Source organism: Pelagibius sp. (assembly GCF_028281305.1).
In the GTDB taxonomy this organism is placed as follows: Bacteria; Pseudomonadota; Alphaproteobacteria; order Kiloniellales; family Kiloniellaceae; genus Pelagibius.
This window is the reverse complement of record NZ_JANQKD010000040.1, coordinates 1-20,715: the sequence shown is the minus strand read 5'-3', so window position 1 is coordinate 20,715 and position 20,715 is coordinate 1. Positions and strand designations below refer to the sequence as shown.

General features: G+C 65.0%; 20 protein-coding genes. 16 read left to right on the top strand and 4 right to left on the bottom strand.

Annotation, left to right across the window (positions count from 1 at the left end):
- From lipA to thrS, 3 genes are all read left to right on the top strand, one after another.
- A partial coding sequence (gene lipA, locus Q0982_RS09805) for a lipoyl synthase (protein ID WP_299394748.1) occupies positions 1 to 797 on the top strand: 797 nt, incomplete at its 5' end.
- Between the two features lie 36 nt (positions 798 to 833).
- On the top strand, positions 834 to 1,319 hold the full coding sequence (locus Q0982_RS09800) for a type II toxin-antitoxin system RatA family toxin (RefSeq protein WP_299394745.1): 486 nt from the start codon (positions 834 to 836) through the stop codon (positions 1,317 to 1,319).
- Between the two features lie 774 nt (positions 1,320 to 2,093).
- Positions 2,094 to 3,281, top strand: a complete 1,188-nt coding sequence (gene thrS, locus Q0982_RS09795; protein ID WP_299394744.1) for a threonine--tRNA ligase — start codon at positions 2,094 to 2,096, stop codon at positions 3,279 to 3,281.
- A 16-nt stretch (positions 3,282 to 3,297) separates the two neighbouring features.
- On the opposite strand, the gene Q0982_RS09790 is transcribed toward thrS, so the two are convergent.
- The 4 genes from Q0982_RS09790 to Q0982_RS09775 are packed head-to-tail and all read right to left on the bottom strand — an operon-like array spanning position 3,298 to position 6,195.
- A complete protein-coding gene (locus Q0982_RS09790; protein ID WP_299394741.1) occupies positions 3,298 to 4,026 on the bottom strand; it encodes a CPBP family intramembrane glutamic endopeptidase in 729 nt (242 codons plus the stop codon).
- Positions 4,027 to 4,521, bottom strand: a complete 495-nt coding sequence (locus Q0982_RS09785) for a CinA family protein (RefSeq protein ID WP_299394739.1) — start codon at positions 4,519 to 4,521, stop codon at positions 4,027 to 4,029.
- Positions 4,521 to 5,012 (bottom strand): phosphatidylglycerophosphatase A, encoded by a 492-nt coding sequence (locus Q0982_RS09780; protein ID WP_299394736.1) that lies wholly within the window; start codon positions 5,010 to 5,012, stop codon positions 4,521 to 4,523. Before Q0982_RS09780 ends, Q0982_RS09785 begins: the two co-directional genes overlap by 1 nt.
- Before the next feature lie 22 nt (positions 5,013 to 5,034).
- Positions 5,035 to 6,195, bottom strand: coding sequence for a bifunctional 2-C-methyl-D-erythritol 4-phosphate cytidylyltransferase/2-C-methyl-D-erythritol 2,4-cyclodiphosphate synthase (locus tag Q0982_RS09775; protein WP_299394735.1), 1,161 nt, complete (start codon positions 6,193 to 6,195; stop codon positions 5,035 to 5,037).
- Between the two features lie 145 nt (positions 6,196 to 6,340).
- On the opposite strand from Q0982_RS09775, the gene Q0982_RS09770 reads away from it, so the two are divergent.
- From Q0982_RS09770 to Q0982_RS09710, 13 genes are all read left to right on the top strand, one after another.
- A complete protein-coding gene (locus Q0982_RS09770) occupies positions 6,341 to 7,141 on the top strand; it encodes an inner membrane protein YpjD (RefSeq protein WP_299394733.1) in 801 nt (266 codons plus the stop codon).
- A gap of 287 nt (positions 7,142 to 7,428) precedes the next feature.
- Complete coding sequence (gene dusB, locus Q0982_RS09765; RefSeq protein WP_299394730.1) at positions 7,429 to 8,418, top strand: tRNA dihydrouridine synthase DusB; 990 nt, start codon at positions 7,429 to 7,431, stop codon at positions 8,416 to 8,418.
- On the top strand, positions 8,418 to 9,569 hold the full coding sequence (locus Q0982_RS09760; RefSeq protein ID WP_299394728.1) for a nitrogen regulation protein NR(II): 1,152 nt from the start codon (positions 8,418 to 8,420) through the stop codon (positions 9,567 to 9,569). The genes dusB and Q0982_RS09760 overlap by 1 nt, the downstream gene beginning before the upstream one ends.
- On the top strand, positions 9,566 to 11,014 hold the full coding sequence (ntrC, locus tag Q0982_RS09755) for a nitrogen regulation protein NR(I) (protein WP_299394725.1): 1,449 nt from the start codon (positions 9,566 to 9,568) through the stop codon (positions 11,012 to 11,014). The genes Q0982_RS09760 and ntrC overlap by 4 nt, the downstream gene beginning before the upstream one ends.
- Before the next feature lie 54 nt (positions 11,015 to 11,068).
- A complete protein-coding gene (locus Q0982_RS09750) occupies positions 11,069 to 13,354 on the top strand; it encodes a PAS domain-containing sensor histidine kinase (RefSeq protein ID WP_299394723.1) in 2,286 nt (761 codons plus the stop codon).
- The gene (locus Q0982_RS09745; RefSeq protein ID WP_299394720.1) at positions 13,347 to 14,738 is read left to right on the top strand and encodes a sigma-54 dependent transcriptional regulator; all 1,392 of its coding nucleotides are present in this window, start codon (positions 13,347 to 13,349) and stop codon (positions 14,736 to 14,738) included. Before Q0982_RS09750 ends, Q0982_RS09745 begins: the two co-directional genes overlap by 8 nt.
- Positions 14,739 to 14,763: 25 nt before the next feature.
- Positions 14,764 to 16,140 carry a Trk system potassium transporter TrkA gene (gene trkA, locus Q0982_RS09740; protein WP_299394718.1) on the top strand — a complete coding sequence of 459 codons (1,377 nt, stop codon included), beginning with the start codon at positions 14,764 to 14,766 and terminating at the stop codon, positions 16,138 to 16,140.
- A 61-nt stretch (positions 16,141 to 16,201) separates the two neighbouring features.
- Positions 16,202 to 17,065: a D-amino-acid transaminase gene (locus Q0982_RS09735; RefSeq protein WP_299394715.1), complete on the top strand. Its 864-nt coding sequence runs from the start codon at positions 16,202 to 16,204 to the stop codon at positions 17,063 to 17,065.
- A complete protein-coding gene (locus tag Q0982_RS09730) occupies positions 17,062 to 17,733 on the top strand; it encodes an HAD family hydrolase (protein WP_299394713.1) in 672 nt (223 codons plus the stop codon). The genes Q0982_RS09735 and Q0982_RS09730 overlap by 4 nt, the downstream gene beginning before the upstream one ends.
- Before the next feature lie 200 nt (positions 17,734 to 17,933).
- Entirely contained in the window at positions 17,934 to 18,191 is a 258-nt protein-coding gene (hfq, locus tag Q0982_RS09725) for an RNA chaperone Hfq (protein WP_299394750.1), read from the top strand.
- A 135-nt stretch (positions 18,192 to 18,326) separates the two neighbouring features.
- Entirely contained in the window at positions 18,327 to 19,679 is a 1,353-nt protein-coding gene (hflX, locus tag Q0982_RS09720) for a GTPase HflX (protein WP_299394710.1), read from the top strand.
- Between the two features lie 137 nt (positions 19,680 to 19,816).
- Entirely contained in the window at positions 19,817 to 20,104 is a 288-nt protein-coding gene (gene groES, locus Q0982_RS09715; RefSeq protein WP_299394708.1) for a co-chaperone GroES, read from the top strand.
- Positions 20,105 to 20,119: 15 nt separating this feature from the next.
- On the top strand, positions 20,120 to 20,715 hold a 596-nt coding region (locus Q0982_RS09710), incomplete at its 3' end, for a TCP-1/cpn60 chaperonin family protein (protein WP_299394707.1).

The window sequence follows — 20,715 nt, the reverse complement described above, 5'->3', positions numbered from 1 at the left end:
ACACGGTCTGCGAGGAGGCGGCCTGCCCCAACATCGGGGAGTGCTGGGCCCAGCGCCACGCCACCATGATGATCATGGGGGAGATCTGCACCCGCGCCTGCACCTTCTGCAACGTCTCCACCGGCAAGCCCGGCGCGCTCGATCCCTTCGAGCCCACCAACGTCGCCCAGGCGGTGGCGAAGCTGGGCCTCAAGCACGTGGTCATCACCTCCGTTGACCGCGATGACCTGGACGACGGCGGTGCCGAGCACTTCGCCCAAGTGATCCGCGCGACCCGCGATGCGTCGCCGGAGACGACCATCGAGATCCTGACGCCGGACTTCCTGCGCAAGGAGGGGGCCATCGCGGTGGTGGTGAACGCCAAACCCGACGTTTTCAACCACAACCTGGAGACCGTGCCGCGGCTCTATACCGAAGTCCGGCCCGGCGCGCGCTACTTCCATTCCCTGCGCCTGCTCGATGAAGTGAAACGCCAGGACCCGGCCATGTTCACGAAGTCCGGCATCATGGTGGGCCTGGGTGAGACCAAGGAGGAGGTGCTGCAGGTGATGGACGACCTGCGCTCCGCCGACGTCGACTTCCTCACCATCGGCCAGTACCTGCAGCCGACGCCCAAGCACCACGTGGTCGACCGCTTCGTGACGCCGGAGGAGTTCAAGCAGTATGAGACCATGGCCTACGGGAAGGGTTTCCTTATGGTCTCGGCAACGCCCTTGACGCGCTCCTCCTACCACGCCGGTGAGGACTTCGCCCGGCTGCGCGCGGCGCGGGAAGCCAAGCTGGCTGCGGCGGGTTAGTCGTTTTTCAAGGTTGCCCAGGTTAGTCTGCCGCCCATGCCTACCCACTCGGAAAAACGCGTCCTGCCCTATACGCCAAGGCAGCTTTTTGACCTCGTGGCCGATATCGAGCGCTACCCCGAATTCCTGCCCTGGTGTCTGGGTGCGCGGATAAAGTCGCGCCGGGAGGACGTGATCGTCGCCGACCTGATCATCGGCTTCAAAATGTTCCGCGAGCGCTTCACCAGCCGGGTCCATCCCAATGCGGAAGAGTACCGCATCGACGTCTCCTATGCCGAAGGACCCTTCAAGTATCTTCAGAACCACTGGGTCTTCGAGGATCACCCGGAGGGCTGCCAGATCGACTTCTATGTCGATTTCGAGTTCCGCAACAGGATTCTGCAAAAAGTCATTGAGACCCTGTTCCACGAGGCCGTGCGCCGCATGGTGGCCGCCTTCGAAACACGGGCCCGGGCCCTCCATGGCGAAAACGGGCTGCGTGAGGAGCAGCCTTCTCTGGCCAAGACCGGCAGCCAGCCCTGACGCCCCAAGGGCTGTCAGTCAGTAGACGACAAGACAGGCTCCCTTCTTTCTATCGACGCGTGCATGACGTCCGGCTATCGTGCCTGGCGGCAGGGCCGGGACGTCGCTGGCTGAGCTACCTCCAACGTCAGCGGAGCAGGACAATCACCAGCAAGGACCCGGATCTCGTCAGTGTCGGCTGGGCCTACAGCACGACCGATGTCGGCTTGGCGATGGCAATGCTGAGGACAGCAGACATTCCGGTCTTCGCCCAGTCCCTTCATTTCCTTTCTGTTGGCTGGGACCATTCGCATGCTCTCGGCGGGACCGCCATCATGGTGCCGGCCTCGGAAGCCGGGACCGCCGCCGAGGTCCTGGCCGGCTTCCGGGGGACGTCCAGCCGGTGGCGTGGCCTCTACCACCTCCTGCTGGCAGTCGTAATCTTCCTCTGGATAGGCCTGCCGCCGCCGTCCAACGGGTTCTCTGCGGCTGCGCGGCCGGCTGCATCTCGGGCAGCAGGGGCCGTCGCCCAACCTTCAAAGGTTTCTGAACCGTAACGGCCCTTGGCATTTCTCGCCGGATCGACTATGTCTCTGCCCATGAACGCCTTGGCCGTCATCACTGCGACCACCACCACCACGACCCGCACCGGCGGGCCGCGGAGGGTTTTGTTGCGCTGATTTCGACAGCTTGAACCAATACCCAGACGGGGCTCCGCCGGAAACGACGGGGCCTTTTTTGATTCCGGTCCCGTCATCTCCAGCCGCTCCGCCGATGCGAGAGAGGATGAAGACAATGGAAGACCAGGATCACCGCGTCATCGCCCGGCGCATGGATCTCTTCCACCAGCAGGAAGAGGGGCCGGGGATGATCTTCTGGCACCCTCGTGGCTTCGTGATCTACCAGTTGATCGAGGAGGAGATCCGCAAGCGCATGCGTGCCGCCGGGTTTAAGGAGGTGCGGACGCCGCAGCTGCTCGACCGCGCCCTCTGGGAGGCCAGCGGCCACTGGCAGAAGTTCTCGGAGGAGATGTTCGTCTTCGAGGACGGCACCCAGCAGCGCGCCCTGAAACCGATGAACTGCCCGGGCCACGTGCAGATCTTCAAGAGCCGGCTGCGCTCCTTCCGCGACCTGCCGCTCAGGCTCTCGGAGTTCGGCGCCTGCATGCGCAACGAACCCTCCGGCGCTCTGCTGGGGCTGATGCGCACGCGTGCCTTCGTACAGGACGACGCCCACATCTTCTGCCTCGAGGATCAGGTGGAAGAAGAGGTAGCGAACTTCTGCCGCCTTTTGAAGGCCGTCTATGCCCGCTTCGGCTTCGAGGACGTGACGGTCGGGCTTTCCACGCGGCCCGCGCAGCGCGCCGGCGAGGACGCGGTCTGGGACCGCGCTGAGGACATGCTGGCGGTAGCCGCCACGGCGGCGGGCCTGGACTACCGTCTGCAGCCGGGCGAGGGGGCTTTTTACGGGCCGAAGCTGGAGTTCGTGCTGCGCGACACCAAGGGGCGGTCCTGGCAGTGCGGCACCATCCAGGTGGATCTCGTTTTACCGGAACGCCTGGACGCAGCCTTCACGGACAGCGGTGGAGAGCAGCAGCGTCCCATCATGCTGCACCAGGCGGTGCTGGGCAGCATCGAACGCTTCCTGGGCGTGTTGCTGGAACACCACGGCGGGAACCTGCCGTTCTGGCTGGCGCCGGATCAGGTGGCCGTGGCCTCCGTCGGTCCGGAGCAGGCGGCCTATGCCGAAGCCGTCGCTTCAGACCTTTCGGCCGCCGGCCTCCGGGCTGTTGCCGACACCCGCGGCGAACGCCTGGGCAAGAAAGTGATGGACGCCCGCAACCTCGGCATTCCCGGCTTCGCCGTGGTCGGGCCGGAGGAGGCCGCCCGCTGCAGCGTTGCCTTGCGCCTGGGCAAAGAAGCGTCCGCGGATATCCTTCGAACGAACCTGGCTGAACATCTGCGGAAGGTGACTGCACCTTAGGGAACGGCCCCCTCGGTCAGCCCGCCTGGCCCATGGCGAGGGCCGTATAGAGCGTGATCAGGTTCACGCAGTTGAAGAGGCTGTGAATGATCAGCGGCGGCCAGAGGGAGCCGCTGTACTCGCGCGCCATTGCCAAAATGACGCCCATCAGGGTGAAGGCCGGCACCAGCGGTGGGATCCAGTGCAACAGGGCAAAGCAGACGGCGCTTAAGAGCGCTGCGACAACGACGGAAAGGCGCCGGCGCAGCAGCGGGTAGAGCAGGCCGCGAAACAGCAGCTCTTCGGTAAAGGGAACCAGCAGACCGACGAGGACCAGCAGCGTGATCAGGTTGGCCCAGTCGAAGCCGCCTGTGCCCAGCACCTCCAACTGCGGGTTTTGGAAGTCATCGCCGATGAGCGGCTCGAGGAGCAGGCGGGAAAGCGCAACCAGAGGCACGCAGAGCAGGCCGCCGGCGAGGGCAATGCGATACCAGGCCCGATCGGCGGGCCGGAAGCCAAGATCGCTCCAGCTTACACGCCGCCGGACGACGATGAGGAGAAAGACGAGCAGGATAAGACTGCCCGACTGCAGCAGCAGGATCGGCACCAGTCCGTTCTGCGACAACTCTTTGCCGAAAGCCTCGGCGAGCGGAGCCTGAAGGGCGCCGAGCACCAGGCCGACGGCCAGGAAGAGGACGATGAGCAGGACGACATCCCAAACCTTGACCGCCGGCAACGGCCGTGGCGTGGCGGGCGGCCAGAACACTTAGGAGATCGCCCCTTTCAAGAGTCGCAGCGCTTCCGTCACAGTGGCGAGACGCACGGCGCTGCGGTCGCCCGGGAAGACGAAACGTTCGGCCGTGGCCGCCGCGCCGCGCCGCGCCCAGCCTAGGTACACCAGGCCGACCGGCTTGGTCTCGGTCGCCCCGCCGGGGCCGGCAATGCCGGTCGCGGAGACGGCAACGTCGGCCCGGGATTCCCGGAGCGCGCCCTCGGCCATAGCCGCGGCAACCTCGGCGCTGACCGCGCCCGGCCCGGGATGGTCCAGCAGGTCCGGCGAGACGCCAAGCATCTGGGTCTTGGCGGCATTGGAATAGGTGACGAAACCGCGGTCCATCACATCGGAGGACCCGGCGATCTCTGTTAGGCAGCCGGCGATGAGACCGCCGGTGCAGGATTCCGCCGTCGCCAGCCGCTTGCCCGCCTGGCGGTAGCGCTCCAGCAGGTCCTCGGCCAACTTCAGCAACGCCTGATCGAACACTAGGACTTCTCCCAAAGCCACAGAATGCCGATTGCAATCGGCGCGGCGTAGAGCGCCGCCACGATGTCGTCCGCCATGATGCCGAAGGCTCCCTTCAGGTGGCGATCCGCCCAGCTGACGGGCCAGGGCTTGAGGGTGTCGAACACCCGGAACAGCACGAAAGCCAGCAAGACCTCCCGCCAGGACAGCTGCTCCGGCCTCAGCGCGACAGCGAAGAGCACCAGCCACTGGCCGGCGACCTCGTCGATCACGATGGCGCCGGGGTCCTTCACCGCCAGGACCTGGGCATAGTATCCCGCCGCCCAGAGCCCCAGGCCGAAGACGGCGGCGGTGGCGGCCAGCAGCCCCCAGGGCCCCGCCAGCCAGAACACCAGCAGGCCGCAGGGCAGGGCGGCCAGCGAACCCCAGGTCCCGGGCGCCCAGGGCAGCAGGCCGCTGCCGAACCAGGTGGCGAGCAGCGAAGCCGGGTGCCAGGGAGAAAGGGAGGCCATCGCGCGCCGGTGTTCGTTGCCGTCAGACCACGGGCAGAGCGAGGGTGGCGGTGGCCTGCGCGGCCACGCCTTCGCCACGCCCCAGGAACCCCAGCTTCTCGGTCGTCGTCGCCTTGACGCTGACCCGGTCTTCCGACACTTCGAGCAGTGCGGCCAGCTGCCGGCGCATGGCCTCGCGGTGGGGGCCGATCTTCGGGCGCTCGCAGATCAGCGTGAGATCCATGTGGGTGATCCGCCCGCCGCGCTCAGCGATCATGTCGCAGACATGAGAGACGAAGATCCGGGAATCCGCCCCCTTCCATTGCGGGTCGCTGGGCGGGAAATGGCTGCCGATATCGCCGGCTCCCAGGGCGCCCAACAGGGCGTCGGTGACCGCATGCAGCCCCACGTCGGCATCCGAATGCCCGACGAGGGCGGCATCGTGAGCGATGCGCAGGCCGCAGAGCATGACGTGATCGCCGGGGCCGAAGGCGTGCACGTCGAAGCCCTGGCCGACGCGCATCTCCGTTGCCTGAGCGCTGCGGATCCAGCGCTCCGCGCTCTCCAGATCGTCCTGTGTCGTCACCTTGATATTGGCCGGGCTGCCTTCGACCAGGGCAACCGCCAGCCCGGCCTTTTCCGCCACCGCGGCGTCGTCCGTCAGGGTCTCGCCGAGAGCGGCGCGGTGAGCGGCCAGTATCGCCTCGTAGTGAAACCCCTGGGGCGTCTGCGCCCGCCAGAGGCCGCTGCGGTCCTCGGTGCGGGAGACCCGGCCGTCCGCTTCGCGCTTGAGCGTATCGACGACCGGCAGGGCCGCAATGGCGCCGGGGCGCTCGCTGAGGGCCCCCAGCACCCGGTCGATCGTGCCCTGGTCGATGAAGGGGCGGGCTGCGTCGTGGATCAGGGTGAAGGCGGGAGCGCTCCGCTCGAGGCTCTCCAGGCCCAGGCGCACGGACTCCTGGCGGCTGCCGCCGCCGGCAACGGGCTCGGCCAGATCGAGCCCCTGCACCGCTTCGTCATAGAGGGGCCGGTCGTCGGGATGGATAACGACACGGACCCCGTCTACGCGGGGATGGGCAAGGAAAGCCAGGAGGCAATGCCGCAACACTGGAATGCCCCCCAGAGGCGCGTACTGCTTGGGGCGCTCGGTCCCAAAGCGCTGGCCCCGGCCGGCTGCGACAATCAGCGCTGTTGCGGTACTCACGTCGGGCAGTCTCCGATTGCCGGGGGCTGGTCTCTGGCCCAGGTCTCCGGGGAACCCGGGCCTGGTGGCGGGACTCGATGTTCGTTCTGGGGCGAGCCTAGTGGGCGCTGGTGGCGCAGCCAAGAGGTGATATATAGAAGCAACCATGAGTACCCTGGCTTTATCGCTCTCAGCCTTGGTTTCGTTGCTCCCGGCCACGGTCCTGCCTTTCGTGCGGCGTGTTTCCGACGGCGACGGCCTGTTTTGGCTGCTTCTGGCCGCCGCCATCGTCGGCCCCGCGGGCTACAGCGTCGTCGCCCTGGCCGGAAGCTGGGAGACCAGCCTGCCCGCCGCGCTCTGGCTGGCGGTTGCCGTGTCTCTGGCGCTTTTCGCGCTTCTGGTCGCCATGGTGCGCGAAGCCTCGCGCCTGGCGCCGCTGCTGTTGCCCTATGCCCTGGTGCTCGGCGTTCTGGGGACCGGGCTGGAGCCGCTGAGCGGCGAGCCGGGGTTGAGTACGGCCTTCGATGCCTGGCTGGCCGTCCATATCGCCGTTTCGGTGGCGACCTACGGGCTCTGCACCTTGGCGGCGGTGGCGGCCACCGCCGCCTTCATCCAGGAAGGCGCCTTGAAGCGCCGGTCGCCCAGCAGCTTCACCCGGATGCTGCCTTCCGTCAGCGATGCGGAGCGGTTGGTTCTGCGCATCCTCCTGGCTGCGGAGATTGTACTCGCGGCGGGCATAATTACTGGCATATCAAAGCTTTACGTATCTTCCGGAACCCTTTTGGCCTTCGATCACAAAACCCTGCTGTCCTTGCTGGCTTTCGGCTTCATCGGGCTGCTTCTGGTCCTCCACCATCGCAGCGGCCTGCGTGGGCGGCGTGCGGCCCGGCTTGTGCTGGTTGCTTATCTCTTACTCACTCTGGCCTATCCCGGCGTCAAGTTCGTGACCGGGTTTCTGGTTTCCTAGCCGTAACGGCCGGTTTCCCGGGGTTTTTGCGGATTGCCCGCTAAACGGGCAGAGTCTTCATCCGCTCGCCCAAAGCCGCTCAATCGGCGTGACATCGCCCAAATTTTGTGCATCATTCCGATCCGGGAGTGCGCGGTAGGCGCCATAATCGCCACTGCGGGGGCAGGTACCAAGCCACCAACGTTTGACAAGGGCGCGCCGGCAGACCCCGCTGCGCAGGGCCCTCGGATCCATGAGACGCGCGGTCTGTACCGTCACGTCGCCGGGAGGGATGCGGTTTGACACTTATGATCGGGAAGCAGGCGCTGGCCGATCCGGTGATCCTGGCACCCATGTCCGGTGTCACCGATCAGGTTTTTCGGCGGATCGTCAAGCGGTTCGGCGCCGGTCTTGTGGTCTCCGAAATGATCGCCAGTCAGGCGATGATCCGGCAGATGCAGCAGTCGGTGAAGGAATCGCGCAAGATGTCCGGCTCCTGCACCGACGAGTTTCCGCTCTCCGTTCAGCTTGCCGGTAGCGACCCCGCAGTCATGGCGGAGGCCGCCAAGCTCAACGCCGACCGTGGGGCTGCCATCATCGACATCAATTTCGGCTGCCCGGCCAAGAAGGTGACCAACAAAGCCTGCGGGTCCGCAATCATGCAGGACGAAAGCCTGGCCGGGCGCATCATGGATGCCGTTGTTCGGGCCGTCGATCTGCCTGTCACCGTGAAGATGCGCACCGGCTGGAGCCGCGAGCACCGCAACGCCCCCACCATCGCTCGGATCGCCGAAGACTGCGGCGTGCGCATGGTGACGGTCCATGGACGCACCCGCTGCCAGAAGTACAACGGCAGCGCCGACTGGGATTTCGTGCGTGCAGTCAAAGAGGCAATACGCCTGCCGGTCATCGTGAACGGGGACATCACGACCGTGGACGAGGCCGCGGACGCTCTCAGCCGCTCCGGCGCCGACGGCGTCATGATCGGGCGCGGTGCTTACGGCCGGCCCTGGCTGCTGCGCCAGGTGATCGACTTTCTGCGCTCCGGCATCCGCACACCGGACCCTTCGCTGGAGCAGCGCGTTGCGGTTATGCTCGAACACTATGACGGGCTGCTGGCCCTTTATGGCACGCGCAACGGCGTGCGCATCGCCCGAAAGCACCTGGGATGGTACGCCAAGGGCCTGCCCGGTGCCGCCGAGTTCCGGGCAGCCGCCAATCGCGAGGAAGAGCCTGAGAGGGTCAAGGCCATGATCGCGGCCCTCTTCGAGCCCGCACTTGCGGCCGAGGCTGCATGATGTCCCGGGCTGCAGGGGCGATTGCCAGGGGATCGGACACCGGCGGCTCCCCGGAAGCGGGCGCGGTGCTTTCCGCGCTCGCAGTGCCACTCTTCGTCGTTGATGCAAGCGGCTGCCTCAGTTTCGTGAACCAGGCCGCCGAGCAGTTCTTCGCGTCGTCCCGGACGACGCTCATCGGACGCCCGCTTCTGGACCTGCTTCCCGCAGACAGCCCCGTTGTGGCGCTGATCCACCAAGCGCGGACCGGCGGCCATAGCATCTCGGAAAGCGGTGTCACGCTGACCAGCCCAAAGATCGGATCGCACTTCGTATCCATCGACGCCGCCATCATGGCGGACGTTCCGGGCAGCGTCGTCGTCTCCATCCACGAGCGATCCATCGCCCGCAAGATCGACCACCAGCTGATCCACCGCAACGCGGCGCGCTCGGTAACGGCCATGGCGGCCATGCTAGCGCATGAGGTCAAGAACCCGCTGTCCGGAATCCGCGGCGCCGCCCAACTGCTGGAGCTGAATGCGGCGCCCGACGACCATCAGCTGACGCGTCTGATCTGCGAGGAGGCCGACCGCATTGTCGCCCTGGTTGACCGTATGGAGATGTTCTCGGACCAGCGCCCTTTGGCCCGCGAAGCCGTGAACATCCATGTGGTGCTGGAGCACGTGCGCCGCTTGGCGGAAAGCGGCTTTGCGCGCAAGCTGCGGTTCATCGAGAGCTACGACCCCTCGCTGCCGCCGGTCTATGGCAACCGCGATCTGTTGATCCAGGCAATCCTCAATCTGGTGAAGAACGCGGCCGAGGCGGCGCCCTCGGAAGGCGGTGAAATCCTGCTGTCGACACGCTACCAGCAAGGTGTCCGCCTGGCGGTACCAGGCAGCGGCAGCCGTGTGGACCTGCCACTGACATTGATGATCCAGGACAATGGCCCGGGCATTCCGGAAGATCTGCAACCTCATCTTTTCGACCCTTTCGTGACGACCAAGGCCGGCGGCAGCGGGCTTGGCCTCGCCCTGGTCGCGAAGATCGTCGGCGACCATGGCGGCGTGATCGAGTTCGACAGCGAGCCGCGCCGCACTGTGTTTCGGGTCATGCTGCCCATGGCCCCGCTGGATCATCGCCCGGAGAAAGGCAAAGCCGGAGTGCGCCAAGCATGAGCGCCGCAACGATCCTGATCGCCGATGACGACAAGGCCATTCGCACGGTTCTGACCCAGGCTCTCGGACGGCAGGGCCATGTCGTGCGCACCACCGGCAATGCCGCAACGCTTTGGCAGTGGGTGAGCGCCGGAGAGGGCGACCTTGTGATCACCGATGTGGTGATGCCCGACGAGAACGGCCTCGACCTCATCCCGCGGATCAAGAAGCTGCGGCCGAGCCTCCGCATCCTGGTCATGTCCGCCCAGAACACCCTGCTGACGGCCGTCAAGGCCACCGAGCGCGGTGCCTTCGAGTATCTGCCCAAGCCATTCGACCTGCGCGAGCTCGTCTCGGTCGTCAATCGCGCGCTCTCTGAACCGGCGGGCGGGGAGGGCGCAACGGCAGGCGGCGAAGACGACGAGGACGAGGAGCAGTTGCCGCTGATCGGCCGCTCCCAGGCGATGCAGGAGATCTACCGGGTTCTGGCCCGTCTCATGCCGACGGATCTGACGGTGATGATCTATGGCGAGTCCGGCACAGGCAAGGAGCTGGCCGCCCGCGCCCTGCATGACTACGGCAAGCGGCGGCGCGGCACCTTTGTGGCCGTCAACATGGCCGCCATCCCGCGGGAGCTCATCGAAAGCGAGCTTTTCGGGCACGAGAAGGGCGCCTTCACCGGTGCCACGACACGATCATCCGGACGCTTCGAGCAGGCCGCCGGGGGTACGCTCTTCCTCGATGAAATAGGCGACATGCCCCTGGAGGCCCAAACCCGCCTGCTGCGTGTGTTGCAGGAGGGCGAGTACACCACGGTGGGCGGGCGCACGCCGATCCGCGCCGACGTCCGGATCATCGCGGCAACCCACAGGGATCTTCGGCAGATGGTGCGCCAGGGCCTGTTCCGCGAAGACCTGTTCTACCGTCTGAGCGTAGTCCCGATCCGCCTGCCGCCCCTGCGCGAGCGCAGCGAGGACATCCCGGAACTGATCCGCCATTTCTTCGGCCAGGCGCAGAACGAGGGACTTGCCGCTAAAACCCTGGATAGCGAAGCCATGGAGGCTCTGCGCGCCTATCAATGGCCGGGCAACGTGCGCGAGTTGGAGAACCTCGTCCGGCGCCTCACGGTTCTCTACAGTCAGGAGACCATTGGCGTCGAAGTAATCGCCGGTGAGTTGAGCGAGGGCGAAAGCACGGAGCGGGAGGTTTCGGCGCCGGCCGAGTCACTGGGCAGCGCGGTCGAACACCATCTGCGCTCGTATTTCGCCGCCCATGACGGCAATCTGCCGGCCCCCGGACTCTACGACCGCGTTCTGCGCGAGATGGAGCGCCCCTTGATCGAGCTTTCGCTTTCAGCCACAAGGGGCAACCAGATCCGCGCTGCCAAACTGCTGGGTCTGAACAGAAACACTTTACGTAAGAAGATTCGGGACCTGGACATCCAGGTGGTTCGCGGCCTTAAATAGCCTGTGGCAAATATACAACAGACGGACAGAGCCCCTGGCCCCATCGGCGAGGCGGTGACGGCGACCGGGGCCGGCGGCGGCGAGACCTGGAGCGCAAGGCTGGTGCGCTGGGCCCGCCAGATCAAGCTGGAACGAAGCCTGGCGATCGTGCTGCTTGTTGCTGGTCTGACCAGCGGCATCGCCACCTTCGTTGCAATGACCGGCAATCTCTCCGTGGCTGCCAACGCCGATCACGTCCTGCTTCTTTTGTTGGTCGATCTGGTCATCATCCTGGGTCTGGCCGCTCTGATCACCCGAAGGCTCGCGATCCTCTGGATCGAGCGGAAGAAGGGGCGGGCCGGCTCGCGACTGCACGGGCGGCTGGTCGCTCTGTTCTCGGTGGTCGCTGTCGCACCGACCATCCTGGTCGCGGCCTTCTCGGTCATCATGTTCAACCTGGGTCTCGAGTTCTGGTTCAGCGAGCGCGTCTCCACGGCCATTAAGAACTCGCGGGCCGTCTCGGCCGCCTACCTCGACGAGCATCAGCAGACGATTGCCGCTGACGCACTGGCGATCGCCCAGGTGCTCAACAGGGGCGGCGTCGCCCTGACCTACAACCCCAGTCTCTTCAACAGCGTGATGACGCGCCAGGCGAGCCTGCGCTACCTGACCGAAGCGGCGGTCTATGACAGCTCCGGGCGCATGCTGGCCCGCTCCTCGAGCTTCCTGCTGGCCTTCAACCCCGAAATCCCCGAGTGGGCCTTCGAGCGGGCGCGCAGCGAGGGCATGGCGATCATGACCTCCGAGAGCGAAGACCGGGTCCGCGCTCTGGTCCGGCTCGATCTGACCGCGGATGCCTTTCTCTATATCGGCCGTCTGGTGGACTCGCGCGTTCTCGGGCACATGGAGAGCACGCGCTGGGCGGTCCAGCGCTATGAGGACCTGGAGGGCAGCCGGTTCAGTCTGCAAATCACCTTTGCTCTGATCTTCCTGGTCGTCGCACTGCTCTTGTTGCTGGTCGCGGTTTGGATCGGTCTCGCCTTTGCCAACCAGATGACAGGGCCGATCGGCAATCTCATCGCCACGGCGGAACGGGTCGGCAAGGGCGATCTCAAGGCAAGGGTGGCGGGCCCGGCGCGCCGCGACGAGATCGGCAACCTGAGCCGTGCCTTCAACAAAATGACCGGGCAGCTTGAGCGCCAGCAAGACGCTCTCCTGGAAGCCAATGCCCAGCTCGACTACCGCAGCCGTTTCATCGAAGCGGTGCTTGGCGGTGTGTCCGCCGGGGTCATCGGCCTTGACGATACCGGGCGGATCAACCTGGCCAACCGCATGGCCTGCGATTTCCTGTCGTCATCCTCAGAAAGCCTGCGGGGGCAGTCGCTGACCGCCGTACTGCCGGCAATGGGAGCGCTGCTCGAAAGCGCCCGGGCGCGGCCGCACAGGCTCGCACAGGAGCAACTGACCATATCCGACAGCAGCGGTGCCGAGCGTGTTCTTCTGGTGCGCATCTCCGCCGAGGTCGAAGGCGGTACGACTATGGGCTTCGTCGTGACCTTCGACGAGATCACCCAACTTCTGGCGGCGCAGCGCAAGGCCGCCTGGTCCGATATCGCCCGGCGCATCGCCCATGAGATCAAAAACCCGCTGACGCCGATCCAGCTCGCCGCGGAACGTTTGAAGCGCAAGTACGTCGGCCAGATCGTCAATGATCCTGAAACCTTCAAAGTCTGCACGGACACCATTGTGCGTCATGTCGGTGACATCGGCCGCATGGTCGACGAGTTCTCGGCCTTTGCCCGGATGCCTTCGCCGTCGATGCAGGCCGAGGACATCAACAAACTGGTTGAGCAGGCCGCCTTCCTGCAGCGCACCGCCCATCACGAAATCGATTTCAGCCTCAAACTGCCAGCCGCGCCGGTACAGCTTGCCTGCGACAGCCGCCAGGTCGTTCAGGCCTTGACGAATCTGATCCTGAACGGCATCGAGTCGATTGAGGGACGCCATGCCCGTGACGGGTCGGATGCGCCGCGCGGCACCATAGAACTGCAGCTGCGGGTGGAAGACGGGAACTGCGTTGTCGAAGTGCTGGACAATGGCAAAGGCTTGCCGCATGAGGATCGGAGCCGCCTCACGGAACCGTATGTGACCACGCGCGAAAGGGGTACTGGTCTTGGCTTGGCCATTGTGAAAAAGATCATGGAAGACCATCATGGCAGCCTGCTGTTGAAGGATCGTAGCAGCGGCGGAGCGATCGTCAGTCTCATCTTCCCGCTCCCGGACGAGGCGTTGGAAAGAGGCACGCAGCGAACCGCCGACGTGCCGTCGGCGATTGCCGAGAAGGCCGCAGGCCATGGCTGACGAGATCCTCATCGTCGATGATGAGACGGACATACGCCTCCTGATCCGCGGGATCCTGGAGGACGAAGGCTATGAGATCCGCGACGCCGGCGACAGCGAGACGGCCTTTGACATGCTGCGCGACAGGCGGCCAAGTCTCGTCGTGCTCGACATCTGGCTGCAGAATTCGAAGCTCGACGGGATGGAGATGCTGCGGGTTATCAAGCGCGAGCATCCGCTTGTGCCCGTGGTGATGATTTCCGGTCACGGCAACATCGAAACAGCGGTCAATGCGATCAAGCTGGGCGCCTACGACTTCATCGAAAAGCCGTTCAAGTCCGATCGCCTGCTGCTGATCGTTCAGCGCGCTATCGAGGCGGCGAAACTGCGCAGCGAAAACGAAGAGCTGCGTTTGCGCGCCGGTCAGCCTTCTGACCTGATCGGCTCTTCACCGTGGTATCACACCGTCACGCAGGCGGTCCGCAAGGTTGCACCGACCGGCAGTCGCGTCCTGATCACCGGCCCTGCCGGGGCGGGGAAGGAGGTTGTCGCACGACAGCTCCACGCCCTGTCTCACCGGGCGGACGCTCCCTTCGTGGCGCTGAACTGTGCCACCATGCATCCCGACCGCCTGGAGCCCGAGCTTTTCGGCACAGCGCCCGGCCTGGACGGCAGCGACTCGCCCGGGAAGGTTGGCACCTTTGAAAGAGCCCATGGCGGGACGCTGCTTCTGGACGAAGTGGCCGACATGCCAATCGAAACTCAGGGCAAGATCGTTCGTGCCCTTCAGGAACAGACCTTTCAACGGGTTGGTGACGACCGCCGGGTCGCCGTCGATGTGCGGGTGATCGCCTCGACCAACCGCGACCTGCCCAGCCTCATCGAGGAGGGCCGGTTCCGGGAAGATCTCTTTTACCGGCTGAACGTCGTGCCCATCGAGGTGCCAGCCTTGCGCGACCGCCGCGAGGATATCCCCGACCTTGTGGCCTATTTCATGGATCGCGCGGCCGAGCATGCGGGCCTGCCGCCGCGTCGTCTGAGCGATGATGCGCTCGCTGCCCTGCGAGCTTACGACTGGCCCGGCAACGTGCGTCAACTGCGCAACGTCATCGAGTGGGTTCTGATCATGGCGCCCGGCGGCGGCGGCGATGCCGTGCGGCCCGACATGCTGCCGCCGGAGATCGGGGCGGCCGCGCCGGCCTCGCTGCCGGGGGAGACCGGGGAGGAGATCATGTCGCTGCCGCTGCGCGAGGCGCGGGAGGTCTTTGAGCGCAAGTATCTCGAAGCTCAGGTGATGCGCTTTGGCGGCAACATCTCCCGCACGGCGACCTTCGTCGGCATGGAGCGCTCGGCCCTGCACCGCAAGCTGCGCTCGCTCGGCGTCGGCACGGTCGACCGGGCCTGAACGGGAGAGCAGGGGCGGGTTATCCATGAAAGTCATTATCTGCGGCGCCGGTCAGGTCGGCTTCAACATCGCGCGCTATCTGGCCAGCGAGAACGCCGACATCACGGTCATCGACCAGTCCCGCGAGTTGGTCGAGAAGATCACCGATTCACTGGACGTGAAAGGTCTGGTGGGCTTCGCGTCGCACCCCAACGTGCTGGAAAGCGCAGGCGCTGCGGACGCCGAGATGGTGATCGCCGTCACCTACGCCGACGAAGTGAACATGGTCGCCTGCCAGATCTGCCACTCAATCTTCGAGGTGCCCACCAAGATCGCCCGGGTGCGCGAGCAAAGCTATCTCGACCCGATGTGGTCCGACCTCTTCAGCCGCGACCACATGCCCATCGACGTCATCATCTCGCCGGAGATCGAGGTCGCCAAGGCGATCGAGCGGCGCCTGCAGTTGCCGGGGGCCTTCGACGTCCAGCCCCTGGCGGACGGCAAGGTCTCCCTGGTCGGGCTGCACTGCACCGAGGATACGCCGGTCATCAACACGCCGCTGCGCCAGTTGACGGCGCTGTTTCCCGACCTGCACATCGTCGTGATCGGTATCTCGCGCGACGGTCATGGCTTCGTGCCGACGCCGGACGACGACATGCAGGTCGGCGACGACGTCTACCTGGTTGCCGATACCAGCCATCTGGACCGCACCATGGCCGCCTTCGGCCATGAGGAGCAGGAGGCTCGGCGCGTCATCATCGTCGGCGGCGGCAACATCGGCCTCAACCTAGCCACGGCGGTGGAGAAGAACCATCCGCAGGTGAACCTGAAGGTGATCGAGGTCGAGAAGCGCCGCGCCGAGACGGTGGCCCAGTCGCTGGAGCGCACCGTGGTCATTCACGGCGATGCGCTCGACACCGAGATCCTGGAGGAGGCCAATGCCGCCAACACCGAAACGGTGATCGCGGTTTCCAACGACGACGAGGTGAACATCCTGACCTCGCTGCTGGCCAAGCGCTACGGCTGCGGGCGGGCCGTCACCCTGATCAACAAGACCTCCTATGGACCGCTGATCGGCACGCTGGGGATCGACACCGTCGTCAGCCCGCGGGCGATCACCGTCTCGACCATCCTGCAGCACGTCCGGCGCGGCCGCATTCGCTCCGTGCATTCGCTGAGCGAAGGCTTTGGCGAGGTCATCGAAGCTGAGGCTTTGGAGACCTCCAGCCTGGTCGGCGTGCCGATCCGCGAGGCACGGCTGCCGGAAGGAGTGATCGTCGGCGCCATCGTGCGCGGCAACGACGTGATTATCCCGCGCGGCGACACCATCACCCGGGCCAACGACCTGGTGGTGATCTTCGCTCGCTCGGAGGCGGTGAAGAAGGTCGAGAAGCTCTTTGCCGTGAAACTGGAGTTCTTCTAATCTCAGCCGCGCGCCGCCAAAGTCCGGTGCTTCCCGAACGCCAGCAGGAGAGATCCGGCTAATGCCCCGACAAGCCTATGTGAACGGTTCCTACAGACCGCACCGCGAAGCTGCGGTGCACATCGAAGACCGCGGCTATCTCTTTGCCGATGGGGTCTACGAGGTCGTTCCGGTCCACAACGGCATCCTCGTGGATGAGGATCTGCATCTCGACCGGCTGGACCGCTCCCTCTCCGAACTGCAGATCGAGGCACCCATGAGCCGGCCAGCCCTGAAGCTGGTTTCTCGGGAACTGATGCGCCGCAACGGCCTGAGCAACGGCTTTCTCTACATGCAGGTGACGCGCGGCGTCGCACCGCGGGATCACAAGTTCCCCAACAACGCCACGCCGGCGCTCGTGATGATGACCCGTCAGATGAAGCCGCACAGCGAGAAGATCCTGTCCGAAGGACTGAAGGTGATCACGCTGCCGGATCAGCGCTGGGCGCGCTGCGATATCAAGTCCGTCTCGCTGTTGCCCAACGTTCTGGGCAAGCAGGCCGCGGCCGAGGCCGGCGCCTACGAGGCCTGGCAGGTCGATGGCGAAGGCCAGGTGACCGAAGGCACTTCGACCAACGCCTGGATCGTGACAGAGGGCAACCGGGTTATCACCCGTGATGCCAGCAACGCCATTCTCAATGGCATCACCCGCATTACCCTCTTGAACCTGATCAGAGCCGAGGGTTACGAACTCGAAGAGCGGCCGTTTTCCGTTGATGAGGCGAAGACCGCGCGCGAGGCCTTTCTGACCTCCAGCACCTCCTTCGTCCTGCCGGTCACCCAGATCGACGGCCAGCCGGTCGGCAACGGGCACCCCGGAATTCTCACGACGAAGCTGCGCCAGCACTACATGGACTATATGCAGTCCCTGCGGCAGAGCGCATGACCCTGCCGGCGCCTGCGGCGATCCTCTTCGACTGGGACAACACCCTGGTGGATAGCTGGGGCGTGATCCATCATGCCCTGACGGTCACCTTCGAGGCCATGGGCCAAAGGCCCTGGACCCTGGAGGAGGCACGGCAGAGGGTCCGCAAGTCCGCGCGCGACAGTTTTCCCGAGCTTTTCGGTGTGCGGGCTGAGGAGGCGACGGAGATCTTCTACAGGACCTTCTCGGAGTCTCATCTGGAACGGCTGACCCCCTTTCCCGGGGCCGAGACCATGCTGGAAGGCCTGGTCGCAAGGGGAGGACTGCCAATGGCCGTCGTCAGCAACAAAAAGGGGGTATTGCTGCGGCGGGAGGCGGAGGCTCTGGGCTGGGACCGCCACTTTGTCGCCGTGGTCGGCGCAACCGATGCGCCGCGGGACAAGCCGGCCCCCGACGTCGTCGACCTGGCTTTGGCGGGCAGCGGCGTTCCCGCCGGCCCCGCCGTGTGGTTTGTCGGCGATACGGACATCGACCTGCTTTGCGCCCGAAACAGCGGCTGCAGCGCAATCCTGCTGCGGGAAACCCCCCCGGCCCCAGGGGAATTCGCCGAGGCGGAGCCACACGCCCATGTGGCGGATTGCCCCGGTCTCGCTGCGCTGGTCGCCCGGATAGCCCAGCCAGACGGTTGATTTCGCATCAAATACGCACACCTATGCTGTGACGATGAATTTCCATTTGGCTGCTTGCGTGCTATGGAAGGCGTTGAGGTCTCACTTGGCGCGGCTTGCGTCAGGTGCCTAAGCCGAAGATCGACAGCGTTTATTTGGGTGCGCAAAGGCCGATCAAGAAAAGCAAGTCGCGACTAAGAAAAACAATAAAGGTTCGAAAAATGGCCGCTGAAAAAAACCAAAGTGTGCAGGACGTATTCCTCAATCATATTCGCAAGAACAAGGTGCCGGTGACTGTGTTCCTCGTGAACGGGGTCAAACTCCAGGGGATTGTTACCTGGTTTGACAACTTCTCTGTTCTCCTCCGCCGTGACGCGCATTCGCAGCTGGTCTACAAGCACGCGATTTCCACCGTCATGCCCGCGACTCCGGTTCAGCTCTTCGAGCCGGCGAAGGAAGAAGAAGCGGCTCAGGGCTAGGGACGATCCTCCTCGTTTCGATCAGGGTTCCCATCGGAGTACGCAGCCGCGGTCACGGGACCGGGGGGCATCAGTGAACCTTGAAAGCATCGCTCGCTCATACGGAAGGGGCGGCGCAGCGCGCCGTCGCATGGCATGACAGACAGAACGCTGGTCCTGCATCCGGATCTGCTGCAGCCGGGCGTCCAGCCCAGCCTGCGGGCGCCCGAGGCGCGCCTGCAGGAAGCGATCGGTCTGGCGACGGCGATCGGTTTGGGCGTCGAGCATGCGGAGGTGGCGGCGGTCAAGCAAGTGCGCCCGGCCACCCTGATCGGCGGCGGCCTGGTGGAGCGGCTGGCCGAGACCATCGCCGAGAAAAGGATCGGCGTGGTCATTGTCGACAGCGCCTTGACGCCCGTGCAGCAGCGCAACCTGGAGCGCGCCTGGCAGTGCAAGGTGATCGACCGGACGGGTCTTATTCTTGAGATCTTCGGCGCCCGGGCGCGCACCAAGGAGGGCAAGCTGCAGGTCGAACTGGCGGCCCTCAGCTACCAGCGGTCGCGCCTCGTGCGGTCCTGGACACACCTTGAGCGTCAGCGCGGCGGCGTCGGCTTCATGGGCGGCCCCGGCGAGAGCCAGCTGGAGATTGACCGCCGTCTGATCACCGAGCGCATCACCCGGCTGAAGAAGGAACTGAAGCAGGTCCAGCGCACCCGCGGGCTGCACCGCGGCGCCCGTCAGCGCGTGCCCTATCCGGTGGTCGCCTTCGTCGGCTATACCAACGCCGGCAAATCCACCCTGTTCAACCGCCTGACGGAAGCCAAGGTGCTGGCGCAGGATCAGCTCTTTGCGACCCTCGATCCGACCATGCGCCGGGTCGTGCTGCCCTCCGGTCAGACGGTCATCCTGTCGGACACGGTCGGCTTCATCTCCGACCTGCCGACCGATCTCATCGCCGCCTTCCGGGCCACTCTCGAGGAGGTGCTGGAGGCGGATCTGATCCTGCATGTGCGCGACATCGCCCATGCCGACAGCCGGGCCCAGGAAGCCGACGTCAAGGCGGTGCTGGGCGACCTCGGCGTGACCGAGAATGCCACCCACCTGCTAGAGGTCTTGAACAAGGCCGACCTTCTCGGCCCGCAGGACCGCTCGAGGCTCGCCCTCAGGGACGCGGGAAAGCCTCCGGCAGTCCTGTGCTCCGCCCTGACGGGCGAGGGCTGCGGAGATGTGCTGGCGATGATCGACCAGGCGCTCTCCGCCAAGCGTGTACAGCGAACCCTGCATCTGCCTGTCAGCGAAGGGGCGGCCCTTTCCTGGCTCTACGATCATGCCGAGGTGCTGGAGCGGAAGGACGATGCCCTCGTCGCCTGCATGACGGTAAAGATCACCCAGCCGGATTTTCAGCGGTATCTGAAACTCTTCCCGGAACTCGCTGAAGAAAAAGCAGAATTGCCCGAGGACTCAGACTCCTTGGAAAGCGCGATCGAAAATCAACTGCAGAGCGGTTGACTCTTTCTGGCGCGCCTTCTATATGCTGCCTAGCACTCCTCTCTAGGGAGTGCTAATAACCGTATCCCGGGGTACCGCCTGGCGGGTCCGACCGGGGTCGTTTGCGATCCAATCCAACTCACACAGGGTGGAGTTCAATGAAATTTAGGCCTCTGCATGACCGTGTCGTGGTCGAGCCGCTGGAGGAAGAGGAAAAGACCGCCGGTGGCATCATCATTCCGGACACGGCCAAGGAAAAGCCGATGCAGGGCAAGATCCTTGCTGTCGGCTCCGGCGCGCGGAGCGACGACGGCAAAGTCACGGCTCTCGACGTCAAGAAGGGCGACAAGGTCCTTTATGGCAAGTGGTCGGGCACGGAAGTGAAGCTGGACGGTAAGACCATGCTGATCATGCGTGAATCCGACATCATGGGCGTTATGCAATAAGGAAGAATCCCAGACATGGCTGCGAAAGACGTTAAGTTTGGCGCCGATGCCCGCACGCGTATGCTGCGGGGCGTCGACATTCTGGCCGATTCCGTGAAGGTCACCCTCGGCCCCAAGGGCCGCAACGTGGTGATCGACAAGTCCTTCGGTGCTCCGCGCACCACCAAGGACGGTGTCACGGTGGCCAAGGAGATTGAGCTCTCCGACAAGTTCGAGAACATGGGCGCCCAAATGGTGCGCGAGGTTGCCTCGAAGACCAACGACATCGCCGGCGACGGCACCACCACCGCGACCGTGCTGGCGCAGGCCATCGTGCGCGAGGGCTCCAAGGCCGTGGCGGCGGGCATGAACCCGATGGACCTGAAGCGCGGCGTCGACCAGGCCGTTGAGGCCGTGGTTGCCGAACTGCAGAAGAAGTCCAAGAAGATCTCCACCACGGCCGAGGTTGCCCAGGTCGGCACCATCTCTGCCAACGGTGAGGCCGAGATCGGCTCCATGATCGCCGAGGCGATGGAGCGGGTCGGCAAGGAAGGCGTGATCACGGTCGAAGAAGCCAAGTCGCTCGAGACCGAACTCGACGTCGTCGAGGGCATGCAGTTCGACCGCGGCTA